Below are 20285 nucleotides of genomic sequence, written 5' to 3'. Positions count from 1 at the left end.
ATTATATTGAATGAAGATTGCTAATTCCCGATTTTTTTAAATCAAAAATTAGCAATCATTATTCGTTATTCAACAATCTTATCTTTTCTCGAGTAACACTACATTTTCCACATGATGTGTTTGCGGAAACATATCCACAGGGCGCACGCGAGTCACTTTGTATTTCTCGTCCATCAAGGCTAAATCACGTGCTTGTGTAGCCGAATTACAACTTACATACACCACTTTCTCTGGAGCAATTTTCATGATTTGTTCAATCACGTCTTTATGCATTCCGTCACGAGGCGGATCTGTTATAATAACATCTGGATGTCCGTGTTGTGCAATGAAACTATCATTGAACACCACTTTCATGTCTCCTACAAAGAACTCACAATTTGTAATTTCATTGCGTACCGCATTCGCTTTTGCATCTTTAATGGCATCAGGAACACTTTCTACACCTATTACTTTTTTTGCTTTTTTAGAAACAAATTGAGCAATAGTACCCGTTCCCGTATATAAATCATACACAATTTCATTTCCTGTCAATCCAGCAAAATCACGTGTTATTTTGTATAATTCGTAGGCTTGGTCGGAGTTGGTTTGGTAAAAAGACTTAGCATTAATGCTAAATTTCAATCCTTCCATCTCTTCTAAGATATAGTCGCGACCTTTGTACAATTTAATATCCGTGTCATATAAGGTATCATTTGCTTTATTATTCACTACATATTGCAATGAAGTAATTTGCGGGAATTTCTCGTATAAATGGTCTAAGATCAATTCTCTGTTGGCTTTGTCGTTTTCAAAAAATTGAATCAAAACCATGATTTCACCTGTTGAAGCGGTGCGCAGCATTAAGGTTCTCAATAAACCAGAATGTTCTCTAGGGTTAAAGAATGTCAGTCCGTTTGCATTAGCAAAATCTCGAACTTCATTACGTATTGCATTCGATGGATCTTCTTGCAAATGGCATTTATTGATGCCCAGGATTTTATCCCACATTTTTGGAATATGGAAACCTAGTGCGTTTCTATTTCCTAAATCTTCCGTGCTGTCAATTTCTTTTTCGGTTAACCAACGGCTGTTAGAAAATGAAAATTCCATTTTGTTTCTGTAGAAAAACTTTTTCTCTGATCCTAAAATAGGTTCAAATTCAGGAAGTTCAATTTTCCCGATGCGTTGCAAGTGGTTCAAAACCTCATTTTGCTTATAATACAACTGTTGGTTGTAGTTCATATTTTGCCATTTACAACCTCCGCAAACACCAAAATGCTCGCAAACAGGTTCCACACGGTGCTCCGAAAACTCATGAAAATGCACCGCTTTTCCTTCATAAAACGACTTACGCTTTTTAAAAGTTTGTACATCAACCACATCACCCGGAACCACATTCGGTATGAACACTACTTTACCATCCGGCGCTTTTGCTACCGATACGCCTTTTGCACCTGCATCAAGGACTTTTATTTGATGAAAGACAACCTTGTCTGTATTTTTTCTTCCCATAGCGCAAAAATAAGCGTTTGTAAACTTTTATAAATTCAAATTGGGAAATATTTTCAAAAAAGAGCGATTTTTATTTGAGCCTAATCCTGCTTTTCGCTACAAATCCTCTTTACCACAGCCCATATCCGGCAATAAAAGGAGCTTCCTGCGGTCGCTCTTTTCTCGCACGGCTTTGTAGGCTGTGGTAATTTCGGGTTTTACGCTTCAATCAGGGGCAGGGGAGTTGAGGTGTAATTTGGTTTTTGTCTAGTAATGATTATTCCTTTTCATCCATTCGTAATTGACAATAGTGAGAAAGTAAAAAACCACATCAGCACAAATCTTCCCGGCCATAATTCCCGTTACGGCATTTCCTGTTGCAATAGGCAACCAGTACATACAAAAAGGCCGAACAAATGCAATATCCAGAAGTGCAGGATATCCAAATTCTAATAGTAGGTTCTTGACAATTTGTAACAAATCAGTTAGAGAAGTTTGTTGTGCTATCGCTTCATTCTTTTTTGAAAGTTGCAGATAGACCATAGTGATAATAACTCCATAAAAAGCTAAATACTCCGTAAACGTAATCAAGTAGGCTGTAGTCAAACCATTAAAAAAAAGACTGAATTGTGAACCCAGTAAAGCAGCAGAGGTCGCAGCTAACTCAGCATATTTATAGCGATCAAACCATTCTTTAAACTGTACTTTTGAGAGCATAATTGTGTGTTGTTACTTTTAGGAAAAGCAAAATTAGACTAAATTATGGATTGAAATTTTAAAATCTGATTTTTATAACTTAATGATATTGAATTGGTTATTTCTTTTTCTAATTTAGTAAATTTGAATAACTAATGAAATTGAATATGTATGGCCTTATCTTTTCATATAATCCACTAAGCTATTTTGGTATTTTCATTTGGTTTCTATTTCTGGATCAATTGACTCCCATCCCAGAAGAAGTTACCTTGTTATCTATAGGTTATATTGCTCAACATCATGTAATCAATCCGTATTATGCAGGATTATCCGCTTTTTGTGGATTAACTATTATTGATAATTTATTTTATTGGTTGGCCTTTTCAGGGAATAAATTAATTGATCGCTTTAAAAATAAAATTGGGGAAAAGATGCAAAAAAAATATATTGACGGAATGGAAAAACACAGTGTGAGAACCCTATTGCTATTGAGTTTTATTCCTAAAATTAGGTTTTTTAGTCCCATTTTTGCAGGGCTTTTTCATGTTAAATGGCGTACTTTTTTTATTGTTAATGGATTTGGAACGCTTATTTTTATAACGCTTTATATCGCCGCCGTAATGTTATTTCACAACAGTTTGGAATATTTGTTAAAAGAACTTGAATTTGTAAGACATTTTATATTTGTACTTTTGATGATTGTTATTACTATTGTCTTATTTTTTAAGTTTAGGAAAAAACATCAATAAGCGATATTCACAACTCAAATACATTGTCTATAAATCATTACCCTTTATAAATTAGCATAAATGAATTTAAAAAATACCTTACTTCTTATATTAGCTGTGTTGGCCGTTCCTACTATTAATGCACAAGAAGGAAATAGAAACTGGAATGGTAAAAAATGTGGGGTTGTATTAACCTATGATGATGCTTTAAATATTCATCTTGATAAGGTAATACCTATGCTCAATTCCTATAAATTTAAAGGAACTTTTTATCTAATAGGCGGTTCGCCAGTGGTGGCAAATCGAATAGAAGAATGGCGTAACGCATCAAAGAAAGGCCATGAATTAGGAAACCATTCCTTGAATCATCCTTGTGATGGTCGTTTACCCGGAAGAGGTTTTGTTACTTCAGAAACTGATTTGTCCAAGTATTCTGTGGCAAGAGCCGTAAACGAAGTACGAGTGACAAATGCATTACTCAAAGCGATTGATGGAAAAGTGGAACGTACTTTTGCCTATCCATGTGGGGATCTTACCGTAAATGACACGCTTTACTATAATTTTTTAAAGAATGATTTTGTAGCTGCTCGTGGAGTTGAATCTAATTTCCTTTCAATAAAAGAGGTAGATCTATCCAATGTGAATGCTTTTGGACAAAATGGTAGTACCGCTGCGCAAATGATTGCTCAAGTTGAAGCCGCTGAAAAGGCGCAATCTTTTATTGTTTTTCTATTTCACGGTGTTGGTGGTGAACATGGATTAAATGTAGATTTAGAAGAGCACCGTAAATTACTGGCATATTTAAAAAAGCGAAAAAAAGATATTTGGGTTGCACCTATGGTAGAAGTAGCAAAATACATTAAAGAACATAAATAATTAAATGTCTTATTGGTTTTTGTTATTTATTATTTCCTAATAATTCTTTTATGCGCATTTGATCTATTTTATTTTCTTCATCAAGCTGTAAAAAATAATCAGTTTGCCAACTTTGGGTTTGTATTGCTTGTTTGCTGCTCACTCTGTCCCAAGGTGCATAAACTCTTATGCCACGTTTCCCCTCTTTGCCATTATGAGTTAGAATTCCTTTTGTGATTAATACCGCTTTCGGGAATATAAATTGACCTAATTGTGTATCCGTTTTTACAGTTATAATTATGAAATCTAGGATATCTTTTGTATCAAAAGGAGCTGTAATACCAGCTTTATTTCTTTTCCATACGGTTACAAATTGTCCAACTTTAGTAGGAGTAATTTTCCCTTGACGATAAACAATCATTTTTTTATTCAATAAAAACGTACAGGCTTCATACTCTTTACTCTCGGGATTAATACTAAGTTGGGTAATAGGAAGTCCGTATTTATCGTAATATAATTCTTTTATTATTTTTAATTGGTTTGGAATACTATGGCTTGTGGAGTGTTGAAGAATCATAAATTGAAAAGTGCTGTTGAGTTTCAAAGTTAATTAATTTAGCAGTTTTTGGCTTAATGTTTTAATCATTAGCTATTTTACTAACTTAATTCATAGCTTTGAATTGTTTCATTTCTTGTAAGGGTTCGATGGCATTGTAGTCTTTCCAAATGGTAGGATCATACGATTTGATAGTTTTAAATTTAAAATCGGCTTCCTTTATTTTTTCAATTGCAGCTGCAGTTGTTTCAGATCGAGACATATTGAGGAACTCTATTTTATTGCTCGTATTTGCTTCAATTTTTATATCAAGTGCCAGCACATCTTTTTCACTACTCGTTAATTCAATAAATTTTAAAGGGCGGTTTAAATAAAAGTAATTTCCCTTTTCAACAGCGGCATATTGCATATAATAACTCCCGTCTTCTGCTTTTTTCTTGTAGGTTATTGTTCCTTTACTGACATTCTCTGAAGCTTTAATTCCTAATAGAAACTTCATGTTAAAATTATTCAACTTCTCTCCTTCGTCTAGGATATAATCTGTTCTCAAGATGGCATAATCCGTTTCAGAAATATATAATTTACCTAGATATTTCGCCTTGCTTCTTCGAGGTTTAAAACTCAGTATGTAGGCAAATTCATTCTCATTAGTATACGTTACTCCTTCGTAGGTATAGTCATATAAATCCGTCTTTTTAATAAATTCTAATTTTGTACTACTTAGAAAATTAGCATCTGACAGAAAGGAATTCAAACTGGCTTTGGTGGCCGTTAACTGGCTGTTTATTTCTATGTCAATACCTTTGTTTTTCTTTTTATTGAAGTCTTTACGTAACGAAATCGTGTCTCTTGATCCAAAAAGGCCACTTTTTGCGCGGTAATATTTAGTGGAGTCTAAGTGCTTCAAAATCAAATTCATGACTGTTTTTTCTAAATCGTCCATTGCGCTAGAACGGCCTTCGTTTTTTAATACAGTGGCTTTAAGAACATCCAGTTTTGAGTTGAAGAGGAATTTGTCTCCTTTTTTGGTTTTAACCGAATAATAATTACAAAGGATGTCAGTGAATTCCTGCGGAGGATGCGAAATTAATTGCTTAGAAAAAGCCTTTAAGTCAGTATTGACTTTGTTTAAAGCTTGTTTTGTAAACCCTGTCGACTTATTAATTTCAACATCAATTAAAGAGGGTTTAAAATTGTTTGATTTTCTATAAAAAAGCATGTCTTTTGACCCTGTTTCTCCAGTGGCATAATTACGGCTTAAGTTGGCTTTAACATTAGCCATAATCTCATAAGGATTTGGTTTTATGTTAGACACGGCAACATCATTAAGTTCAAAAACGCCTGGCGTCAGTTTAATACTGAAATCCAATTTTTTCAATTCGCTGACGGTCAATTGCCTATTGACGAAACCCAAATAAGAAACCGTAAGCAAGGTTTCGTCAGTACTGTTTTTCTCTGATAGCGTAAAAAAACCTTCTGCATTAGAAACCAAGTTTTCCGACTCGTTTACCTTAATATTAGCATACGGAATACTTTCCCCAGTTGTAGAATCGATTATTTTTCCTTTTATATTTTGGGCAAATCCTAGTTGAATCATAAGCAACGTGAACAAAGTAGTAAAGAAGTTTGGTTTCATATAGGTTATGTTGCTTTATAAATAAGACGATGTTACCTTAGTTTTGTTACTAACAGATAGCATAAATAGAAAAGAATTTAGGTTTTATTTAATCATTAGTAAATTGACACTAAAAAAACTAGAATCACAAGACCTAATTTTAATGATATATCAAAATTCTATCATTGGATGTTTTATTATACTATTATTCTAAATATCTTTACCGTTCTATAATTAGCTATTGTTTACATGAAAAAACTATTATTTATTGCATTTTTCGCAATTACTACTGGCGTTTTTGCCCAAGACCTAACGCCAAGTACAGTAGGAGAATACTACACTAAAAAGGAAGTAAGTATTAAAATGCGTGATGGTGTAACTTTATTTACTGCCATTTATACGCCAAAAGACCATTCTAAAAAATACCCAATCATTATGCAGCGCACGCCTTACAGTTGTGCGCCTTATGGAGAAACACAGTTTAAAAAGAGCATTGGCCCTAGTGATACCATGATGAAGGAAGGTTATATTGTTGTGTATCAAGATGTGCGTGGGCGCTGGATGAGTGACGGTTTGTATGATAACATGCGCGCTTATATTCCTAACAAAAAAGGGAAAACCCAAGTAGACGAAGCATCAGATACTTATGATACGATTGACTGGCTGGTGAAAAACGTGGGCAATAATAATGGAAATGTAGGAGTTTGGGGAATTTCGTACCCTGGATTTTATTCTACGTATTCGTTGTTGAGTAACCATCCTGCCTTGAAAGCAGTTTCGCCTCAGGCTTGTATTAGTGATTTCTTTTTTGATGATTTTCATCACAATGGAGCTTATTTATTGAGCTATTGGAAAGCAACTCCTTTGTTTGGAATTCAAAAATCAGAGAAAACGAGCAAAGCTTGGTATCAATTTCCAGATATGGGAACCAAAGATGATTATCAGTTTTTTCTAGATCAGGGTCCCTTGACTAACCTAGATAAATTTTATGGGAAAGACAATGAATTTTGGCAACAGCTAAAAGACCACAGTAGCTATGATGATTTTTGGCAAAAACGAGGTATTTTACAACATTTAAAAGACATCAAGCCTGCAGTTATGATTGTTGGAGGTTGGTTTGATGCTGAAGATTTGTACGGTCCTTTGAATACGTATCAGGCTATCGAAAAAAGCAGTAAAAATTACAATACGATTGTTATGGGGCCGTGGAGTCATGGCGATTGGGCTAGAAATACACCTGCTGCAGTGATTGGAAATATAAAATTTGGGGATAGTATTTCTGGTTTTTTTCAAAAAAATATTGAAGCCAACTTTTTTCGTCACTTTTTAAAAGACAATGGGAAGGGCGAAAACAAATTACCAGAAGCCTATGTTTTTGACACAGGGGTGAAAGATTGGAAAACCTATGATGTTTGGCCACCAAAAAATGCAGTAAAAGAAACGTATTATTTGACTCAAAATAAGTTGTCGAACGTACCACAAAATGATGGTGGATTTCAAGAATTTATCAGCGATCCAAAAAAACCAGTTCCTTTTACCGAAGATATCTATCAAAAAGGGATAACGCCAAGAAAATACATGACCGATGATCAGCGTTTTGCAGCGAGACGTCCTGATGTTTTAGTATTTGAAACAGAAAAATTAACGGAGAAAACAACTCTAGCAGGGGCTATATTGGCACAATTACAAGTGTCCACATCTGGAACCGATTCCGATTGGATTGTAAAAGTAATTGATGTGTTCCCTAAGGATGAACCGGAAACACCTGAGGTAGCTCCATATTTAAAAATGAGCAATTACCATATGATGGTGCGAAGTGAAGTAATGCGTGGCCGTTTTAGAAATAGCTTTATCCATCCAGAACCTTTTGTAGCTAATGAAAAAACAGCGGTGAAAATCAAATTACAAGATATAATGCATACGTTCAAGAAAGGACACAAAATTCAAATTCAAATTCAAAGTACTTGGTTTCCTTTTATTGATTTGAATCCGCAAACCTATGTTGACAATATCTTTTATGCCAAACCAGAAGATTTTAAAAAACAAACACAACGCGTGTATGATGATTCTAAGATTATATTTTCGGTTCTAAAATAATAGAAACAAGAATTTAATGAGAAACCCAATCCTTAAAGTTAGGATTGGGTTTTTTTGTTTACACCTAAAAGGGATTTTTAAATTTATTGTAAACTTTAAAACCAAGGAACGGTTTTTTACGTATTTTTTTAAAATAAGTAAATTCATGTATTTTTATAAAAAATTATCTCAAATTAGTTTTCTTAGTAGAAGTTATGCTTTTAAATTTCTTTTTGTTGCTTTTATTGGCATTCATATTCCATTAATAGGATTGTTGTTTTTCGTTTTATATGGAAATTTCTCCATCTCTCCAAATACCATTTTGTTTTTTGCGCTTTTAATGACTTTATTGGCTTCTGGTATTACACTAATTATCTTGAAACAATTAATAAAACCTATAGAAGTGGCTTCAAGAGCTTTGAGAAATTATAAGAAAGAAAGAGAAGTGCCAGAATTGCCCATTATTTATTTTGATGAAGCCGGTTTTCTAATGCGTAATATTCAGGAGACGATTATGGAACACGAAAAATTCATTGTTGAAAAGCAAGACTTAGTTTACTTATTGTCTCATGATTTAAAAAACTTCGCAGGACAACCTCAATTATTGGCAAGGTTGATATTAGATGCAAATCCTACTGAAGAAATAAAAGAATTGGCGGAGTTGATTTATCAATCTTCCAATCAACAATTCATGTATATTGAGAATTTTTTAAAATTACTTAAAGAACAAGATGCCGTTTTAAAAACAAGTCCGGATTCAAAAACGATACTTTTTAAACCTCTGATTGCTGCTGTTGAAACCCAAGTGAAACAGTTGTTAGACATAAAAAAGATAAAATTAATTGTGTCAATTGATATTCAAGAAACCACACTTTTAATTGAAGAGGAGTTATTAATTCGGGTTTTAGTGAATTTAATCGATAATGCTATAAAATTTTCTTATTCTAAAAGCGAGGTTAATTTAAAGGTCTATTCAGAAAATGCAAAATTGATAATTAGTATTGCCGATAGAGGAATTGGTTTCAACCAAAATCAAATTGGTGAATTATTTAAAAAATTCACAAAAATGAGCAAGTTAGGAACTTCAAATGAAGGCTCTACTGGAATTGGGTTGTATTTGTGTCGAAATATAATAGAAAAAAATCATGGACAACTTACAGCTACTAGTGAAGGCCAGAACAAAGGCGCCACTTTTACTATTATTTTTTAATAGTTTAAATCTTTGCACATTTAATAGTTACTTTAAAACTACAATCTAGAAGTTTAACACTATTTAGTCTGTGTATTTAAGAATCCGTAATAAAATTCAATTTTATTGCGGATTTTGTTTTGTGGTAAATTTTTTCATGAAAAATTCATAATAAATTCGTTTTATTTTTGTTTTGTACTATTTTTAATTCATTTGTAATCAGTTTATTGTGTCGTTTATAGTTTTTTTTAACACTTTAATCGGAAACATTAAAAAAAAAGGTAATTCTATTTTTAAAATACTTTAAATTAGTATTTAAGTTAAAGAAATACAGATAATTGAGCCACGCTTTTTTTAACCTTAAAAAAGCCTTTTTTATCTAAGAGCGTTTTAGATATACCAATTAGAAAGCCCCCTTTCTATAGATTCAACACCATCCTACAGTTAAGTTTTTATTGTTCGTTATTTTATTATTTAAATTCAATAAATATGAAAACATTTCTACGCAATTCCAGATTTTTGATTTTTGTTTTTTTAATTACCAATTTATTTTTTGCTAGTGGGGTTTATTCACAGACAGTATCAACTGATCTGCTTGATTATACACCAGGATCAACAGCTATTATTACTGGTTCTGGATTTCAGGCTGGTGAAACTGTTACACTATTAGTGGAGCATGCAGGTGAAGAACCTGCAGGAACAGATCCACAGTATCATCAGCCTTGGACAGTTGTCGCAGATGGTTTAGGTTCGTTTACTTCCTCATGGTATGTACCCACAGTTGCGCAAGGTGATGCTCTTGGAGCCACTTTACTTTTGACTGCGGATGGAGCGACATCTTTACTACATGCAGAGTGGACGTTTACAGATGCTCAACAAACTTTATCATCAATATCAGCTGGAGCTCAAACAGGTTCTCTTACCTCTGGAACTGCTGGTAGCGTTTCATTTTTAATGACTGCAGGATTAGTAAATAATGGAGGAAAACCTAAAGTCACTTATAGTGTAACAAGTGGTCTTCCAACAGGTGCCACTGCACCATCTGTTGTAAGCCCAAATGGGTCTTCAGATGCAACCTTGACAGTTACTACAACGGTAGCTACGCCCACGGGCTCCTACACCTTAAATATATCTGGTTCTGACGATAATAATCCTGTCAACACTAGAACGACAACCGCGACTTTGGTTGTGGGCGGAAAAATAACTCCAACCGTTACTCCAATAGTAGGATCTTATGTGTATAATGGTTCTCCTCAGGGGCCAAATTCGGCAACTAATACAGGAACAGGAACAAGTTATACCTACAGTTATGTTGGGGTAAGTCCAACTACATATCCACAAAGTTCAATACAACCAACAAATGCTGGAAATTACACGGTGATTGCAACAGTTGGAGCAAATGGGAATTACAATTCTGCTAGTTCTCTTGCTACTGCTTTTTCAATAAGCAAAGCTACCCCAACAGCAACTCTAGCAGTAAATAATTCTCCACTTACATATGATGGAACAGGGAAATCGGCTACAGTTTCAGTATCAAGTAGTTCTGTTCCAGGAAATGTCAATAGTATCCTTACTGGAGGAGTGGCTACTCAAACCAATGCAAGTACATATGCAGTTACGGCTAGCTTCATGCCTACCGATTCAGCAAACTATAATAGTTTAACAGGTTTGTCTGCGGGTAATTTTGTTATTGGTAAAGCCGCTTCGGTAACCACAGTTACAATCACAGGCGCACCATTTACTTATACCGGTTCGGCAATTGAGCCGGCTTCGGTTACCGTAACAGGAGCAGGAGGATTGAGTTTAACTCCAACTGCGAATTATGCAACTAACATTGATGCAGGAGTGAATACCGCTTCAGCAAGTTATACTTATGCAGGAGATGCAAATCACGAGTCAAGTTCAGACAGCAAAACCTTTACAATAGGTAAAGCCGCTTCTGTAACCACAGTTACAATCACAGGCGCACCATTTACTTATACCGGTTCGGCAATTGAGCCAGCTTCGGTTACCGTAACCGGAGCAGGAGGATTGAGTTTAACTCCAACTGCGAATTATGCAACTAACATTGATGCAGGAGTGAATACCGCTTCAGCAAGTTATACTTATGCAGGAGATGCAAATCACGAGTCAAGTTCAGACAGCAAAACCTTTACAATTGGTAAAGCCGCTTCTGTAACCACAGTTACAATCACAGGCGCACCATTTACTTATACCAGTTCGGCAATTGAGCCGGCTTCGGTTACCGTAACAGGAGCAGGAGGATTGAGTTTAACTCCAACTGCGAATTATGCAACTAACATTGATGCAGGAGTGAATACCGCTTCAGCAAGTTATACTTATGCAGGAGATGCAAATCACGAGTCAAGTTCAGACAATAAAACCTTTACAATAGGTAAAGCCGCTTCTGTAACCACAGTTACAATCACAGGCGCACCATTTACTTATACCGGTTCGGCAATTGAGCCGGCTTCGGTTACCGTAACAGGAGCAGGAGGATTGAGTTTAACTCCAACTGCGAATTATGCAACTAACATTGATGCAGGAGTGAATACCGCTTCAGCAAGTTATACTTATGCAGGAGATGCAAATCACGAGTCAAGTTCAGACAATAAAACCTTTACAATAGGTAAAGCCGCTTCTGTAACCACAGTTACAATCACAGGCGCACCATTTACTTATACCGGTTCGGCAATTGAGCCGGCTTCGGTTACCGTAACCGGAGCAGGAGGATTGAGTTTAACTCCAACTGCGAATTATGCAACTAACATTGATGCAGGAGTGAATACCGCTTCAGCAAGTTATACTTATGCAGGAGATGCAAATCACGAGTCAAGTTCAGACAATAAAACCTTTACAATAGGTAAAGCCGCTTCTGTAACCACAGTTACAATCACAGGCGCACCATTTACTTATACCGGTTCGGCAATTGAGCCGGCTTCGGTTACCGTAACAGGAGCAGGAGGATTGAGTTTAACTCCAACTGCGAATTATGCAACTAACATTGATGCAGGAGTGAATACCGCTTCAGCAAGTTATACTTATGCAGGAGATGCAAATCACGAGTCAAGTTCAGACAATAAAACCTTTACAATAGGTAAAGCCGCTTCGGTAACCACAGTTACGATCACAGGCGCACCATTTACTTATACCGGTTCGGCAATTGAGCCAGCTTCGGTTACCGTAACAGGAGCAGGAGGATTGAGTTTAACTCCAACTGCGAATTATGCAACTAACATTGATGCAGGAGTGAATACCGCTTCAGCAAGTTATACTTATGCAGGAGATGCAAATCACGAGTCAAGTTCAGACAATAAAACCTTTACAATAGGTAAAGCCGCTTCTGTAACCACAGTTACAATCACAGGCGCACCATTTACTTATACCGGTTCGGCAATTGAGCCGGCTTCGGTTACCGTAACAGGAGCAGGAGGATTGAGTTTAACTCCAACTGCGAATTATGCAACTAACATTGATGCAGGAGTGAATACCGCTTCAGCAAGTTATACTTATGCAGGAGATGCAAATCACGAGTCAAGTTCAGACAATAAAACCTTTACAATTGGTAAAGCCGCTTCTGTAACCACAGTTACAATCACAGGCGCACCATTTACTTATACCGGTTCGGCAATTGAGCCAGCTTCGGTTACCGTAACAGGAGCAGGAGGATTGAGTTTAACTCCAACTGCGAATTATGCAACTAACATTGATGCAGGAGTGAATACCGCTTCAGCAAGTTATACTTATGCAGGAGATGCAAATCACGAGTCAAGTTCAGACAATAAAACCTTTACAATAGGTAAAGCCGCTTCTGTAACCACAGTTACAATCACAGGCGCACCATTTACTTATACCGGTTCGGCAATTGAGCCGGCTTCGGTTACCGTAACAGGAGCAGGAGGATTGAGTTTAACTCCAACTGCGAATTATGCAACTAACATTGATGCAGGAGTGAATACCGCTTCAGCAAGTTATACTTATGCAGGAGATGCAAATCACGAGTCAAGTTCAGACAATAAAACCTTTACAATAGGTAAAGCCGCTTCGGTAACCACAGTTACGATCACAGGCGCACCATTTACTTATACCGGTTCGGCAATTGAGCCAGCTTCGGTTACCGTAACAGGAGCAGGAGGATTGAGTTTAACTCCAACTGCGAATTATGCAACTAACATTGATGCAGGAGTGAATACCGCTTCAGCAAGTTATACTTATGCAGGAGATGCAAATCACGAGTCAAGTTCAGACAATAAAACCTTTACAATAGGTAAAGCCGCTTCTGTAACCACAGTTACAATCACAGGCGCACCATTTACTTATACCGGTTCGGCAATTGAGCCGGCTTCGGTTACCGTAACAGGAGCAGGAGGATTGAGTTTAACTCCAACTGCGAATTATGCAACTAACATTGATGCAGGAGTGAATACCGCTTCAGCAAGTTATACTTATGCAGGAGATGCAAATCACGAGTCAAGTTCAGACAATAAAACCTTTACAATTGGTAAAGCCGCTTCTGTAACCACAGTTACAATCACAGGCGCACCATTTACTTATACCGGTTCGGCAATTGAGCCAGCTTCGGTTACCGTAACAGGAGCAGGAGGATTGAGTTTAACTCCAACTGCGAATTATGCAACTAACATTGATGCAGGAGTGAATACCGCTTCAGCAAGTTATACTTATGCAGGAGATGCAAATCACGAGTCAAGTTCAGACAATAAAACCTTTACAATAGGTAAAGCCGCTTCTGTAACCACAGTTACAATCACAGGCGCACCATTTACTTATACCGGTTCGGCAATTGAGCCGGCTTCGGTTACCGTAACAGGAGCAGGAGGATTGAGTTTAACTCCAACTGCGAATTATGCAACTAACATTGATGCAGGAGTGAATACCGCTTCAGCAAGTTATACTTATGCAGGAGATGCAAATCACGAGTCAAGTTCAGACAATAAAACCTTTACAATTGGTAAAGCCGCTTCTGTAACCACAGTTACAATCACAGGCGCACCATTTACTTATACCGGTTCGGCAATTGAGCCAGCTTCGGTTACCGTAACCGGAGCAGGAGGATTGAGTTTAACTCCAACTGCGAATTATGCAACTAACATTGATGCAGGAGTGAATACCGCTTCAGCAAGTTATACTTATGCAGGAGATGCAAATCACGAGTCAAGTTCAGACAGCAAAACCTTTACAATTGGTAAAGCCGCTTCTGTAACCACAGTTACAATCACAGGCGCACCATTTACTTATACCGGTTCGGCAATTGAGCCAGCTTCGGTTACCGTAACCGGAGCAGGAGGATTGAGTTTAACTCCAACTGCGAATTATGCAACTAACATTGATGCAGGAGTGAATACCGCTTCAGCAAGTTATACTTATGCAGGAGATGCAAATCACGAGTCAAGTTCAGACAGCAAAACCTTTACAATTGGTAAAGCCGCTTCTGTAACCACAGTTACAATCACAGGCGCACCATTTACTTATACCGGTTCGGCAATTGAGCCAGCTTCGGTTACCGTAACCGGAGCAGGAGGATTGAGTTTAACTCCAACTGCGAATTATGCAACTAACATTGATGCAGGAGTGAATACCGCTTCAGCAAGTTATACTTATGCAGGAGATGCAAATCACGAGTCAAGTTCAGACAGCAAAACCTTTACAATTGGTAAAGCCGCTTCTGTAACCACAGTTACAATCACAGGCGCACCATTTACTTATACCAGTTCGGCAATTGAGCCGGCTTCGGTTACCGTAACAGGAGCAGGAGGATTGAGTTTAACTCCAACTGCGAATTATGCAACTAACATTGATGCAGGAGTGAATACCGCTTCAGCAAGTTATACTTATGCAGGAGATGCAAATCACGAGTCAAGTTCAGACAACAAAACCTTTACAATAGGTAAAGCCGCTTCGGTAACCACAGTTACAATCACAGGCGCACCATTTACTTATACCGGTTCGGCAATTGAGCCGGCTTCGGTTACCGTAACCGGAGCAGGAGGATTGAGTTTAACTCCAACTGCGAATTATGCAACTAACATTGATGCAGGTGTTGATACCGCTTCAGCAAGTTATACTTATGCAGGAGATGCAAATCACGAGTCAAGTTCAGACAATAAAACCTTTACAATAGGTAAAGCCGCTTCTGTAACCACAGTTACAATCACAGGCGCACCATTTACTTATACCGGTTCGGCAATTGAGCCGGCTTCGGTTACCGTAACCGGAGCAGGAGGATTGAGTTTAACTCCAACTGCGAATTATACCAATAACATTGATGCAGGAGTGAATACCGCTTCAGCAAGTTATACTTATGCAGGAGATGCAAATCACGGGTCAAGTTCAGACAGTGAAGCATTTACGATTTTGCGAAAAGTTGCGAGTGTTTCACCAATAGTAAATACTAAAGTTTACGGTTCGATAGATCCTATATTGAGCGGTAATTTAGTTGGGTTTCTTTCTTCAGATGTAGTTACGGCTTCATACAGTAGAACTGCGGGTGAAACTGTTTTAGGCAGTCCATATATAATTAGTGCTGTTTTAAATCCAGCTTCAGTATTAAGTAATTATGACATTACTTATAACACAGCATCATTTGTAATTACTACAAAAGCTTTGGAAGGTTCATTCACTGCCAGTAATAAAATTTATGATGGGAATAATACTGCTACTGTTACTAGTCGCTCATTGATTGGAGTACTGACAACAGATCTTACAAATGTGAGTTTAGAGGGAGGTTCAGGTACTTTTGATACAAAACATGTTGGAACAGATAAGACAGTGACTTTAATTGGGGCTACACTTTCAGGTCCTGCTAAGGATAACTACAATTTAATTTCTTTGAATACAACTATAGCAAATATTAGTAAAAAAGAGGTTACAGTCACAGCAATAACTGACACTAAAGAATACGATGGTTATACTAGCTCATTAGCGGTTCCTACGATATCAGGAATTATTTCTCCAGATGTAATTATTACAATACCACTACAAGTTTATGATAACAAAAATGTAGGTACAAATAAAGTAATGACTGCTTCAGGCTTGACAATTAGTGACGGCAACGGCGGTTTAAACTACAGTATTAATTATATTAATAATACAACAGGAATCATAACAGATACTCAAAAACCAATAATTAGTTGCATATCGAATATGGAACTTGAAGTAAATAGTAATTTATGTACTTATACTAAACAAGGAACAGTTTGGAATGCAACTGCAACAGATAATTATGCGTTAAGTAGTGTAACTTATCAACTTACTGGAGTTACTATAGGTAGTGGTAATAGCCTTGATGGAGTAGTTTTTAATAAGGGAGAGACGATAGTTACTTGGACAGCTACAGATACTAGTGGGAACTCTGCTAGTTGTAGTTTTAAGGTAAACATTACTAGTTCTTTAAGTGCTACGACATCTATAAATAATAAACAATTGTATTTTGGTTTATCAACAGATCAAATTGCAACAATCACTACATTGCCAGCAGGGGGAACTGGTCCATACACCATTAAATATGAGTTGAATCGACCTATGGAATGTAATGTGAATGGAGGAAATGAAACTTTTACTGGAGAAGCAACAAAAACTAATTCAAGTTTAAATATGAATAACATTTGTAGTGCTACAGGTATTCCATCTGTAACTTCAACTGTTATTTCAACAGGTACTTATGCATTAACTGTAAAATTAATGAAAGACGCGATTATAACAGCAACAATTACTGATCGATTTGGTTGTAGTTTTATAACAACAACTCAAGTTTGGGCTGAAGATGTTCGTTGTTTTGCTGGAAAAAGTGGTAATGCAAAAGTTAAAATTTGCCACAAAACTAATAATAGTTGTAATGAAATTTGTGTAGATGAATCGGCAGTAGCGGCACATTTAGCACATGGAGATTTCTTAGGACCTTGTAATGCGAAATGTGAAGCACCTATTGCACATAGACCTCTTGTAATAGGGAAACAAGAAATAATTGATTTAGCTGAATTTGATGTAAAAGCCTATCCTAATCCATCAAACCATCAATTTACTATAGCGATTCAAGGTACTGAAGAAAAAGTGGAAATTTATGTTTACGATATGCTTGCAAGAATGATTAAAAGAATAGAAAAACCAAATGCGCAAAATGTTTTATTAGGAGAAGAATTGCCTTCTGGAGAATATCTATTGTTAATTAGACAAGGAAGCAACCAAAAAGCAATTAATGTTATTAAAAAATAAAATAATTGGGTGATACTATGAACTTAGAGAAAACCAGCCCAATTTAATTTGGGCTGGTTTTTTTAGATTTAATTACAAATAGTAAACATATTTTAAATTTTCGTTAAATAATATAATAATCAAAATTCTTACATTTTAAAAAGCTAAATTTGAGAGAACTAAAAAGTTAAAATTATGAAAAGAAATGCAACCGCTATTTGGAAAGGATCTCTTAAAGAGGGAGCTGGTGTATTAACAACGCAAAGTAAAACATTAGAAAATACACAATATTCATTTAAATCTCGTTTTGAAGAAGGCGTAGGGACTAATCCTGAAGAATTAGTAGCAGCAGCACATTCAGGCTGTTTTACTATGCAACTTTCTGCTTATGTTACCGAAGAAGGTTTTGAAATAGAAAGTATTGAGACCAAATGTATTATTAATTTGGTTGAGGGAACAATACTAAGTTCCCATTTAACTGTTGCAGCTAAAATAGCTGGAATTTCGAATGAAAAATTTCAAGAGTTAGTCACTAAGGCAGAGAAAAATTGTCCGATTTCTAAATTGTTGAATTCAGAAATTGTATCGGAAGCCAATTTGGTTTAAGAAATAGAATAAGTACAAAAAAAGGTCTCAATTATAATTGAGACCTTTTTTTTATAAAATTAGAATTGATGTATTTACCAAACCTGATGTACTTCGGGTTTAATATATTGCTCATAAATTTCATTCATAGCCTTGATTTTTTCGGGTGTTAACTCGGGTAAATCATAAACAGATAAGTTGGATTCCACATGACTTACTTTAGAAGCGCCTGGAATAATACAACTAATTTCATTAAAACTCAAAATCCATTGCAAAGCGATAGGCGCTAAGTTTGTTGTGTTTGGGAATAATGCTTTTAATGCTTCAACGGCTTTTAAACCCAATTCGTAATTGATGCCAGCAAACGTTTCTCCTTTATCAAAAGCTTCCCCATTTCGGTTAAAATTTCTATGATCTTGTGATTCAAATTTGGTTTCGGAATTGAAAAGTCCAGTAAGGAGTCCGCTAGCTAAAGGAACTCTTGCAATGATTCCTATATCTTTCTTTTTGGCTTCTTTGAAAAAAAGCTCCGAAGGACGCTGACGGAAAAGATTAAAAATAATCTGAACGGTATTTACGTTGGGATATTCAATTGCTTTTATGGCTTCTTCCACTTTTTCGACACTAACTCCAAGGTTTAAAATTTTACCTTGGTCTTTTAACCGATCAAACATTTCAAAAATCTCAGGACGATAGTAAACTGGATTAGGAGGACAATGCAACTGAATAAGGTCCAATGTTTCCAACCCTGTTCTTTTTAAACTGTCTTCTACAAATTTTTGAAGCACTTTAGGTTGATATCCTTCGCTGGTATGAGGATTAATTTGGCGGCCACATTTTGTAGCGACATAAATTCGTTCTGAACGCGAACGAACCACTCTACCTACTGCAGTTTCACTTAATCCATTTTCATAAACATCTGCGGTATCAATAAAGTTTACACCATTGTCTATTGCTGTATTTATTAATTCGTCAGCTGTTTTATCATTAAAAGGGGAACCCCATTTTCCTCCAACTTGCCATGTTCCAAGTGCTATTTCGGAGATTTCAAAATTAGTTTTTCCTAGTGTTCTATATTTCATTTTGTTGCAATTTTTAGATCAAGTTATTTAGTCGAGTTCAATTGAATGGCTTGTTGTACTAATCGAGCCATTACTTCATATCCAGTTTTGTTTGGATGGACGCCATCTGCTGAATAAATTAAGGGTAGTCCGTTGCGGTCATCAACCATTGCCGAATAGTAATCAACAAAAGTAATGGCATTAACGTCGGCATAATTTATTAATAAGTTGTTTAAAGCCATGATTTTAGTAGCTGGGTTTTGATTGGGGTTCCAAGGAAAATCAAAAGCAGGTAAAACAGAACAAAGAATCACTTTAATATTGTGGGCTTTCGCCAACTCAATCATAGAAAAAATATTATTTGTAATCATTTCTAAGGTTGCAGGTCCAGTATTTTCAGCGATATCATTTACACCCGCAAGAATAACTACAATGCTAGGTTTTAAAGCAATAACATCAGCTCTAAAACGAATCAGCATTTGTGGCGTTGTTTGACCACTAATTCCACGATTGATGTAATTATGAGTTTGAAAATATTGTGGCGCTACATTGCTCCAAAACTCGGTTATAGAATCGCCCATGAAAACGACGCTATTCGAAGTAGTAGGTTCGTTTTGTAAACGAAGGTTATCTTTTTGATATTTATTTAAATTTGGCCAGTCTTGTGCCTGCAGTTTTTGTCCCATAAGAAATGATGAAAGAAATAATCCGAAAAATAAACGATATGCTTTCATTAAAAATTCCGATTCGTTAATTGAAAATAAGCAGTGACTTTTATAAGTAACAATAATGTATTTAAAGTGTTTTTTGAAAACAAATGCTGTCTTCTATATCTTCATATTGACCATAATTAGGGATTACAACAAATCCATTTTTTTTATAAAGTGCAATAGCTTCTGGATATTTTTTACCAGTTTCAAGGATGCAACTGGTGTAGTTTTCTTCTTTTGCCCAAAATTCTAATTCGGTTAAAACTTTAGAAGCAATTCCTTTGCCACGAGCTTCTGGATTTACATACATTCTTTTTATTTCGGCAACACCTTCTTCATAGAATTTAAAAGCACCACAACCTACCGCTTGTAACTCATCATAAACCACAATCGCATTCTTGATACTATCCGTTTTATTAAACTGTGCAAAGAAAGTGTGTTCGTCCCCATCCCTTAGTTTGATGTCTCTATCAAGTTTATTTATCAAGCTGATAAAATCTATGTTTTCTGGAGTGGTTCTAATTATTTTAATCATA

13 protein-coding genes are annotated in these 20285 nt (G+C 36.1%); 6 read left to right on the top strand and 7 right to left on the bottom strand.

Going from position 1 to position 20285, the window contains the following annotated elements; translation table 11 throughout:
• Window positions 1-78 precede the first annotated feature (78 nt).
• Window positions 79-1491: a 23S rRNA (uracil(1939)-C(5))-methyltransferase RlmD gene (gene rlmD, locus AB3G33_RS15160; protein ID WP_367771144.1), complete on the bottom strand. Its 1413-nt coding sequence runs from the start codon at window positions 1489-1491 to the stop codon at window positions 79-81.
• A 246-nt stretch (window positions 1492-1737) separates the two neighbouring features.
• Window positions 1738-2187: a hypothetical protein gene (locus AB3G33_RS15155; protein ID WP_367771141.1), complete on the bottom strand. Its 450-nt coding sequence runs from the start codon at window positions 2185-2187 to the stop codon at window positions 1738-1740.
• Window positions 2188-2321: 134 nt separating this feature from the next.
• Between AB3G33_RS15155 and AB3G33_RS15150 the strand changes: the two genes are divergently transcribed.
• Both AB3G33_RS15150 and AB3G33_RS15145 read left to right on the top strand, forming a co-directional pair.
• Window positions 2322-2915 carry a DedA family protein gene (locus AB3G33_RS15150; RefSeq protein ID WP_367771139.1) on the top strand — a complete coding sequence of 198 codons (594 nt, stop codon included), beginning with the start codon at window positions 2322-2324 and terminating at the stop codon, window positions 2913-2915.
• Between the two features lie 60 nt (window positions 2916-2975).
• Window positions 2976-3770 carry a polysaccharide deacetylase family protein gene (locus tag AB3G33_RS15145; RefSeq protein WP_367771136.1) on the top strand — a complete coding sequence of 265 codons (795 nt, stop codon included), beginning with the start codon at window positions 2976-2978 and terminating at the stop codon, window positions 3768-3770.
• Window positions 3771-3792: 22 nt separating this feature from the next.
• On the opposite strand, the gene AB3G33_RS15140 is transcribed toward AB3G33_RS15145, so the two are convergent.
• Window positions 3793-4353, bottom strand: coding sequence for a MepB family protein (locus AB3G33_RS15140; protein WP_367771133.1), 561 nt, complete (start codon window positions 4351-4353; stop codon window positions 3793-3795).
• A gap of 58 nt (window positions 4354-4411) precedes the next feature.
• A complete protein-coding gene (locus AB3G33_RS15135) occupies window positions 4412-5941 on the bottom strand; it encodes a carboxypeptidase-like regulatory domain-containing protein (RefSeq protein ID WP_367771130.1) in 1530 nt (509 codons plus the stop codon).
• 228 nt (window positions 5942-6169) lie between these two features.
• Here AB3G33_RS15135 and AB3G33_RS15130 point away from each other — a divergent pair, with 228 nt between their 5' ends.
• The 4 genes from AB3G33_RS15130 to AB3G33_RS15115 all read left to right on the top strand — a co-directional run bounded on the left by AB3G33_RS15130 (window position 6170) and on the right by AB3G33_RS15115 (window position 17999).
• On the top strand, window positions 6170-8017 hold the full coding sequence (locus AB3G33_RS15130; RefSeq protein ID WP_367771128.1) for a CocE/NonD family hydrolase: 1848 nt from the start codon (window positions 6170-6172) through the stop codon (window positions 8015-8017).
• Between the two features lie 145 nt (window positions 8018-8162).
• The gene (locus AB3G33_RS15125; protein ID WP_367771125.1) at window positions 8163-9206 is read left to right on the top strand and encodes a sensor histidine kinase; all 1044 of its coding nucleotides are present in this window, start codon (window positions 8163-8165) and stop codon (window positions 9204-9206) included.
• A 468-nt stretch (window positions 9207-9674) separates the two neighbouring features.
• Window positions 9675-17414 (top strand): YDG domain-containing protein, encoded by a 7740-nt coding sequence (locus AB3G33_RS15120; protein ID WP_367771122.1) that lies wholly within the window; start codon window positions 9675-9677, stop codon window positions 17412-17414.
• Window positions 17415-17588: 174 nt separating this feature from the next.
• Window positions 17589-17999, top strand: coding sequence for an OsmC family peroxiredoxin (locus tag AB3G33_RS15115; RefSeq protein WP_367771120.1), 411 nt, complete (start codon window positions 17589-17591; stop codon window positions 17997-17999).
• A gap of 74 nt (window positions 18000-18073) precedes the next feature.
• Here the strand turns inward: AB3G33_RS15115 and AB3G33_RS15110 are convergent, their stop codons facing one another.
• From AB3G33_RS15110 to AB3G33_RS15100, 3 genes are all read right to left on the bottom strand, one after another.
• Complete coding sequence (locus AB3G33_RS15110; protein WP_367771117.1) at window positions 18074-19060, bottom strand: aldo/keto reductase; 987 nt, start codon at window positions 19058-19060, stop codon at window positions 18074-18076.
• Between the two features lie 23 nt (window positions 19061-19083).
• The gene (locus AB3G33_RS15105; RefSeq protein WP_367771114.1) at window positions 19084-19725 is read right to left on the bottom strand and encodes an SGNH/GDSL hydrolase family protein; all 642 of its coding nucleotides are present in this window, start codon (window positions 19723-19725) and stop codon (window positions 19084-19086) included.
• Window positions 19726-19834: 109 nt separating this feature from the next.
• A complete protein-coding gene (locus AB3G33_RS15100; protein WP_367771111.1) occupies window positions 19835-20284 on the bottom strand; it encodes a GNAT family N-acetyltransferase in 450 nt (149 codons plus the stop codon).
• Window position 20285: the final 1 nt, after the last annotated feature.

It is taken from the genome of Flavobacterium sp. WC2421 (assembly GCF_040822115.1).
Classification (GTDB): Bacteria; Bacteroidota; Bacteroidia; order Flavobacteriales; family Flavobacteriaceae; genus Flavobacterium.
The sequence above is the reverse complement of the archived record's forward strand: the minus strand, read 5'-3'. Positions and strand labels throughout refer to the sequence as shown.

Coding starts and splice junctions, on each gene's coding strand:
- AB3G33_RS15100 (WP_367771111.1), bottom strand. CDS start 20,284: ATGATTAAAATAATTAGAACCACTCCAGAAAACATAGATTTTATCAGC.
- AB3G33_RS15105 (WP_367771114.1), bottom strand. CDS start 19,725: ATGGGACAAAAACTGCAGGCACAAGACTGGCCAAATTTAAATAAATAT.
- AB3G33_RS15130 (WP_367771128.1), top strand. CDS start 6,170: ATGAAAAAACTATTATTTATTGCATTTTTCGCAATTACTACTGGCGTT.
- AB3G33_RS15110 (WP_367771117.1), bottom strand. CDS start 19,060: ATGAAATATAGAACACTAGGAAAAACTAATTTTGAAATCTCCGAAATA.
- AB3G33_RS15150 (WP_367771139.1), top strand. CDS start 2,322: ATGAAATTGAATATGTATGGCCTTATCTTTTCATATAATCCACTAAGC.
- AB3G33_RS15120 (WP_367771122.1), top strand. CDS start 9,675: ATGAAAACATTTCTACGCAATTCCAGATTTTTGATTTTTGTTTTTTTA.
- AB3G33_RS15135 (WP_367771130.1), bottom strand. CDS start 5,941: ATGAAACCAAACTTCTTTACTACTTTGTTCACGTTGCTTATGATTCAA.
- rlmD (WP_367771144.1), bottom strand. CDS start 1,491: ATGGGAAGAAAAAATACAGACAAGGTTGTCTTTCATCAAATAAAAGTC.
- AB3G33_RS15125 (WP_367771125.1), top strand. CDS start 8,163: ATGTATTTTTATAAAAAATTATCTCAAATTAGTTTTCTTAGTAGAAGT.
- AB3G33_RS15145 (WP_367771136.1), top strand. CDS start 2,976: ATGAATTTAAAAAATACCTTACTTCTTATATTAGCTGTGTTGGCCGTT.
- AB3G33_RS15155 (WP_367771141.1), bottom strand. CDS start 2,187: ATGCTCTCAAAAGTACAGTTTAAAGAATGGTTTGATCGCTATAAATAT.
- AB3G33_RS15115 (WP_367771120.1), top strand. CDS start 17,589: ATGAAAAGAAATGCAACCGCTATTTGGAAAGGATCTCTTAAAGAGGGA.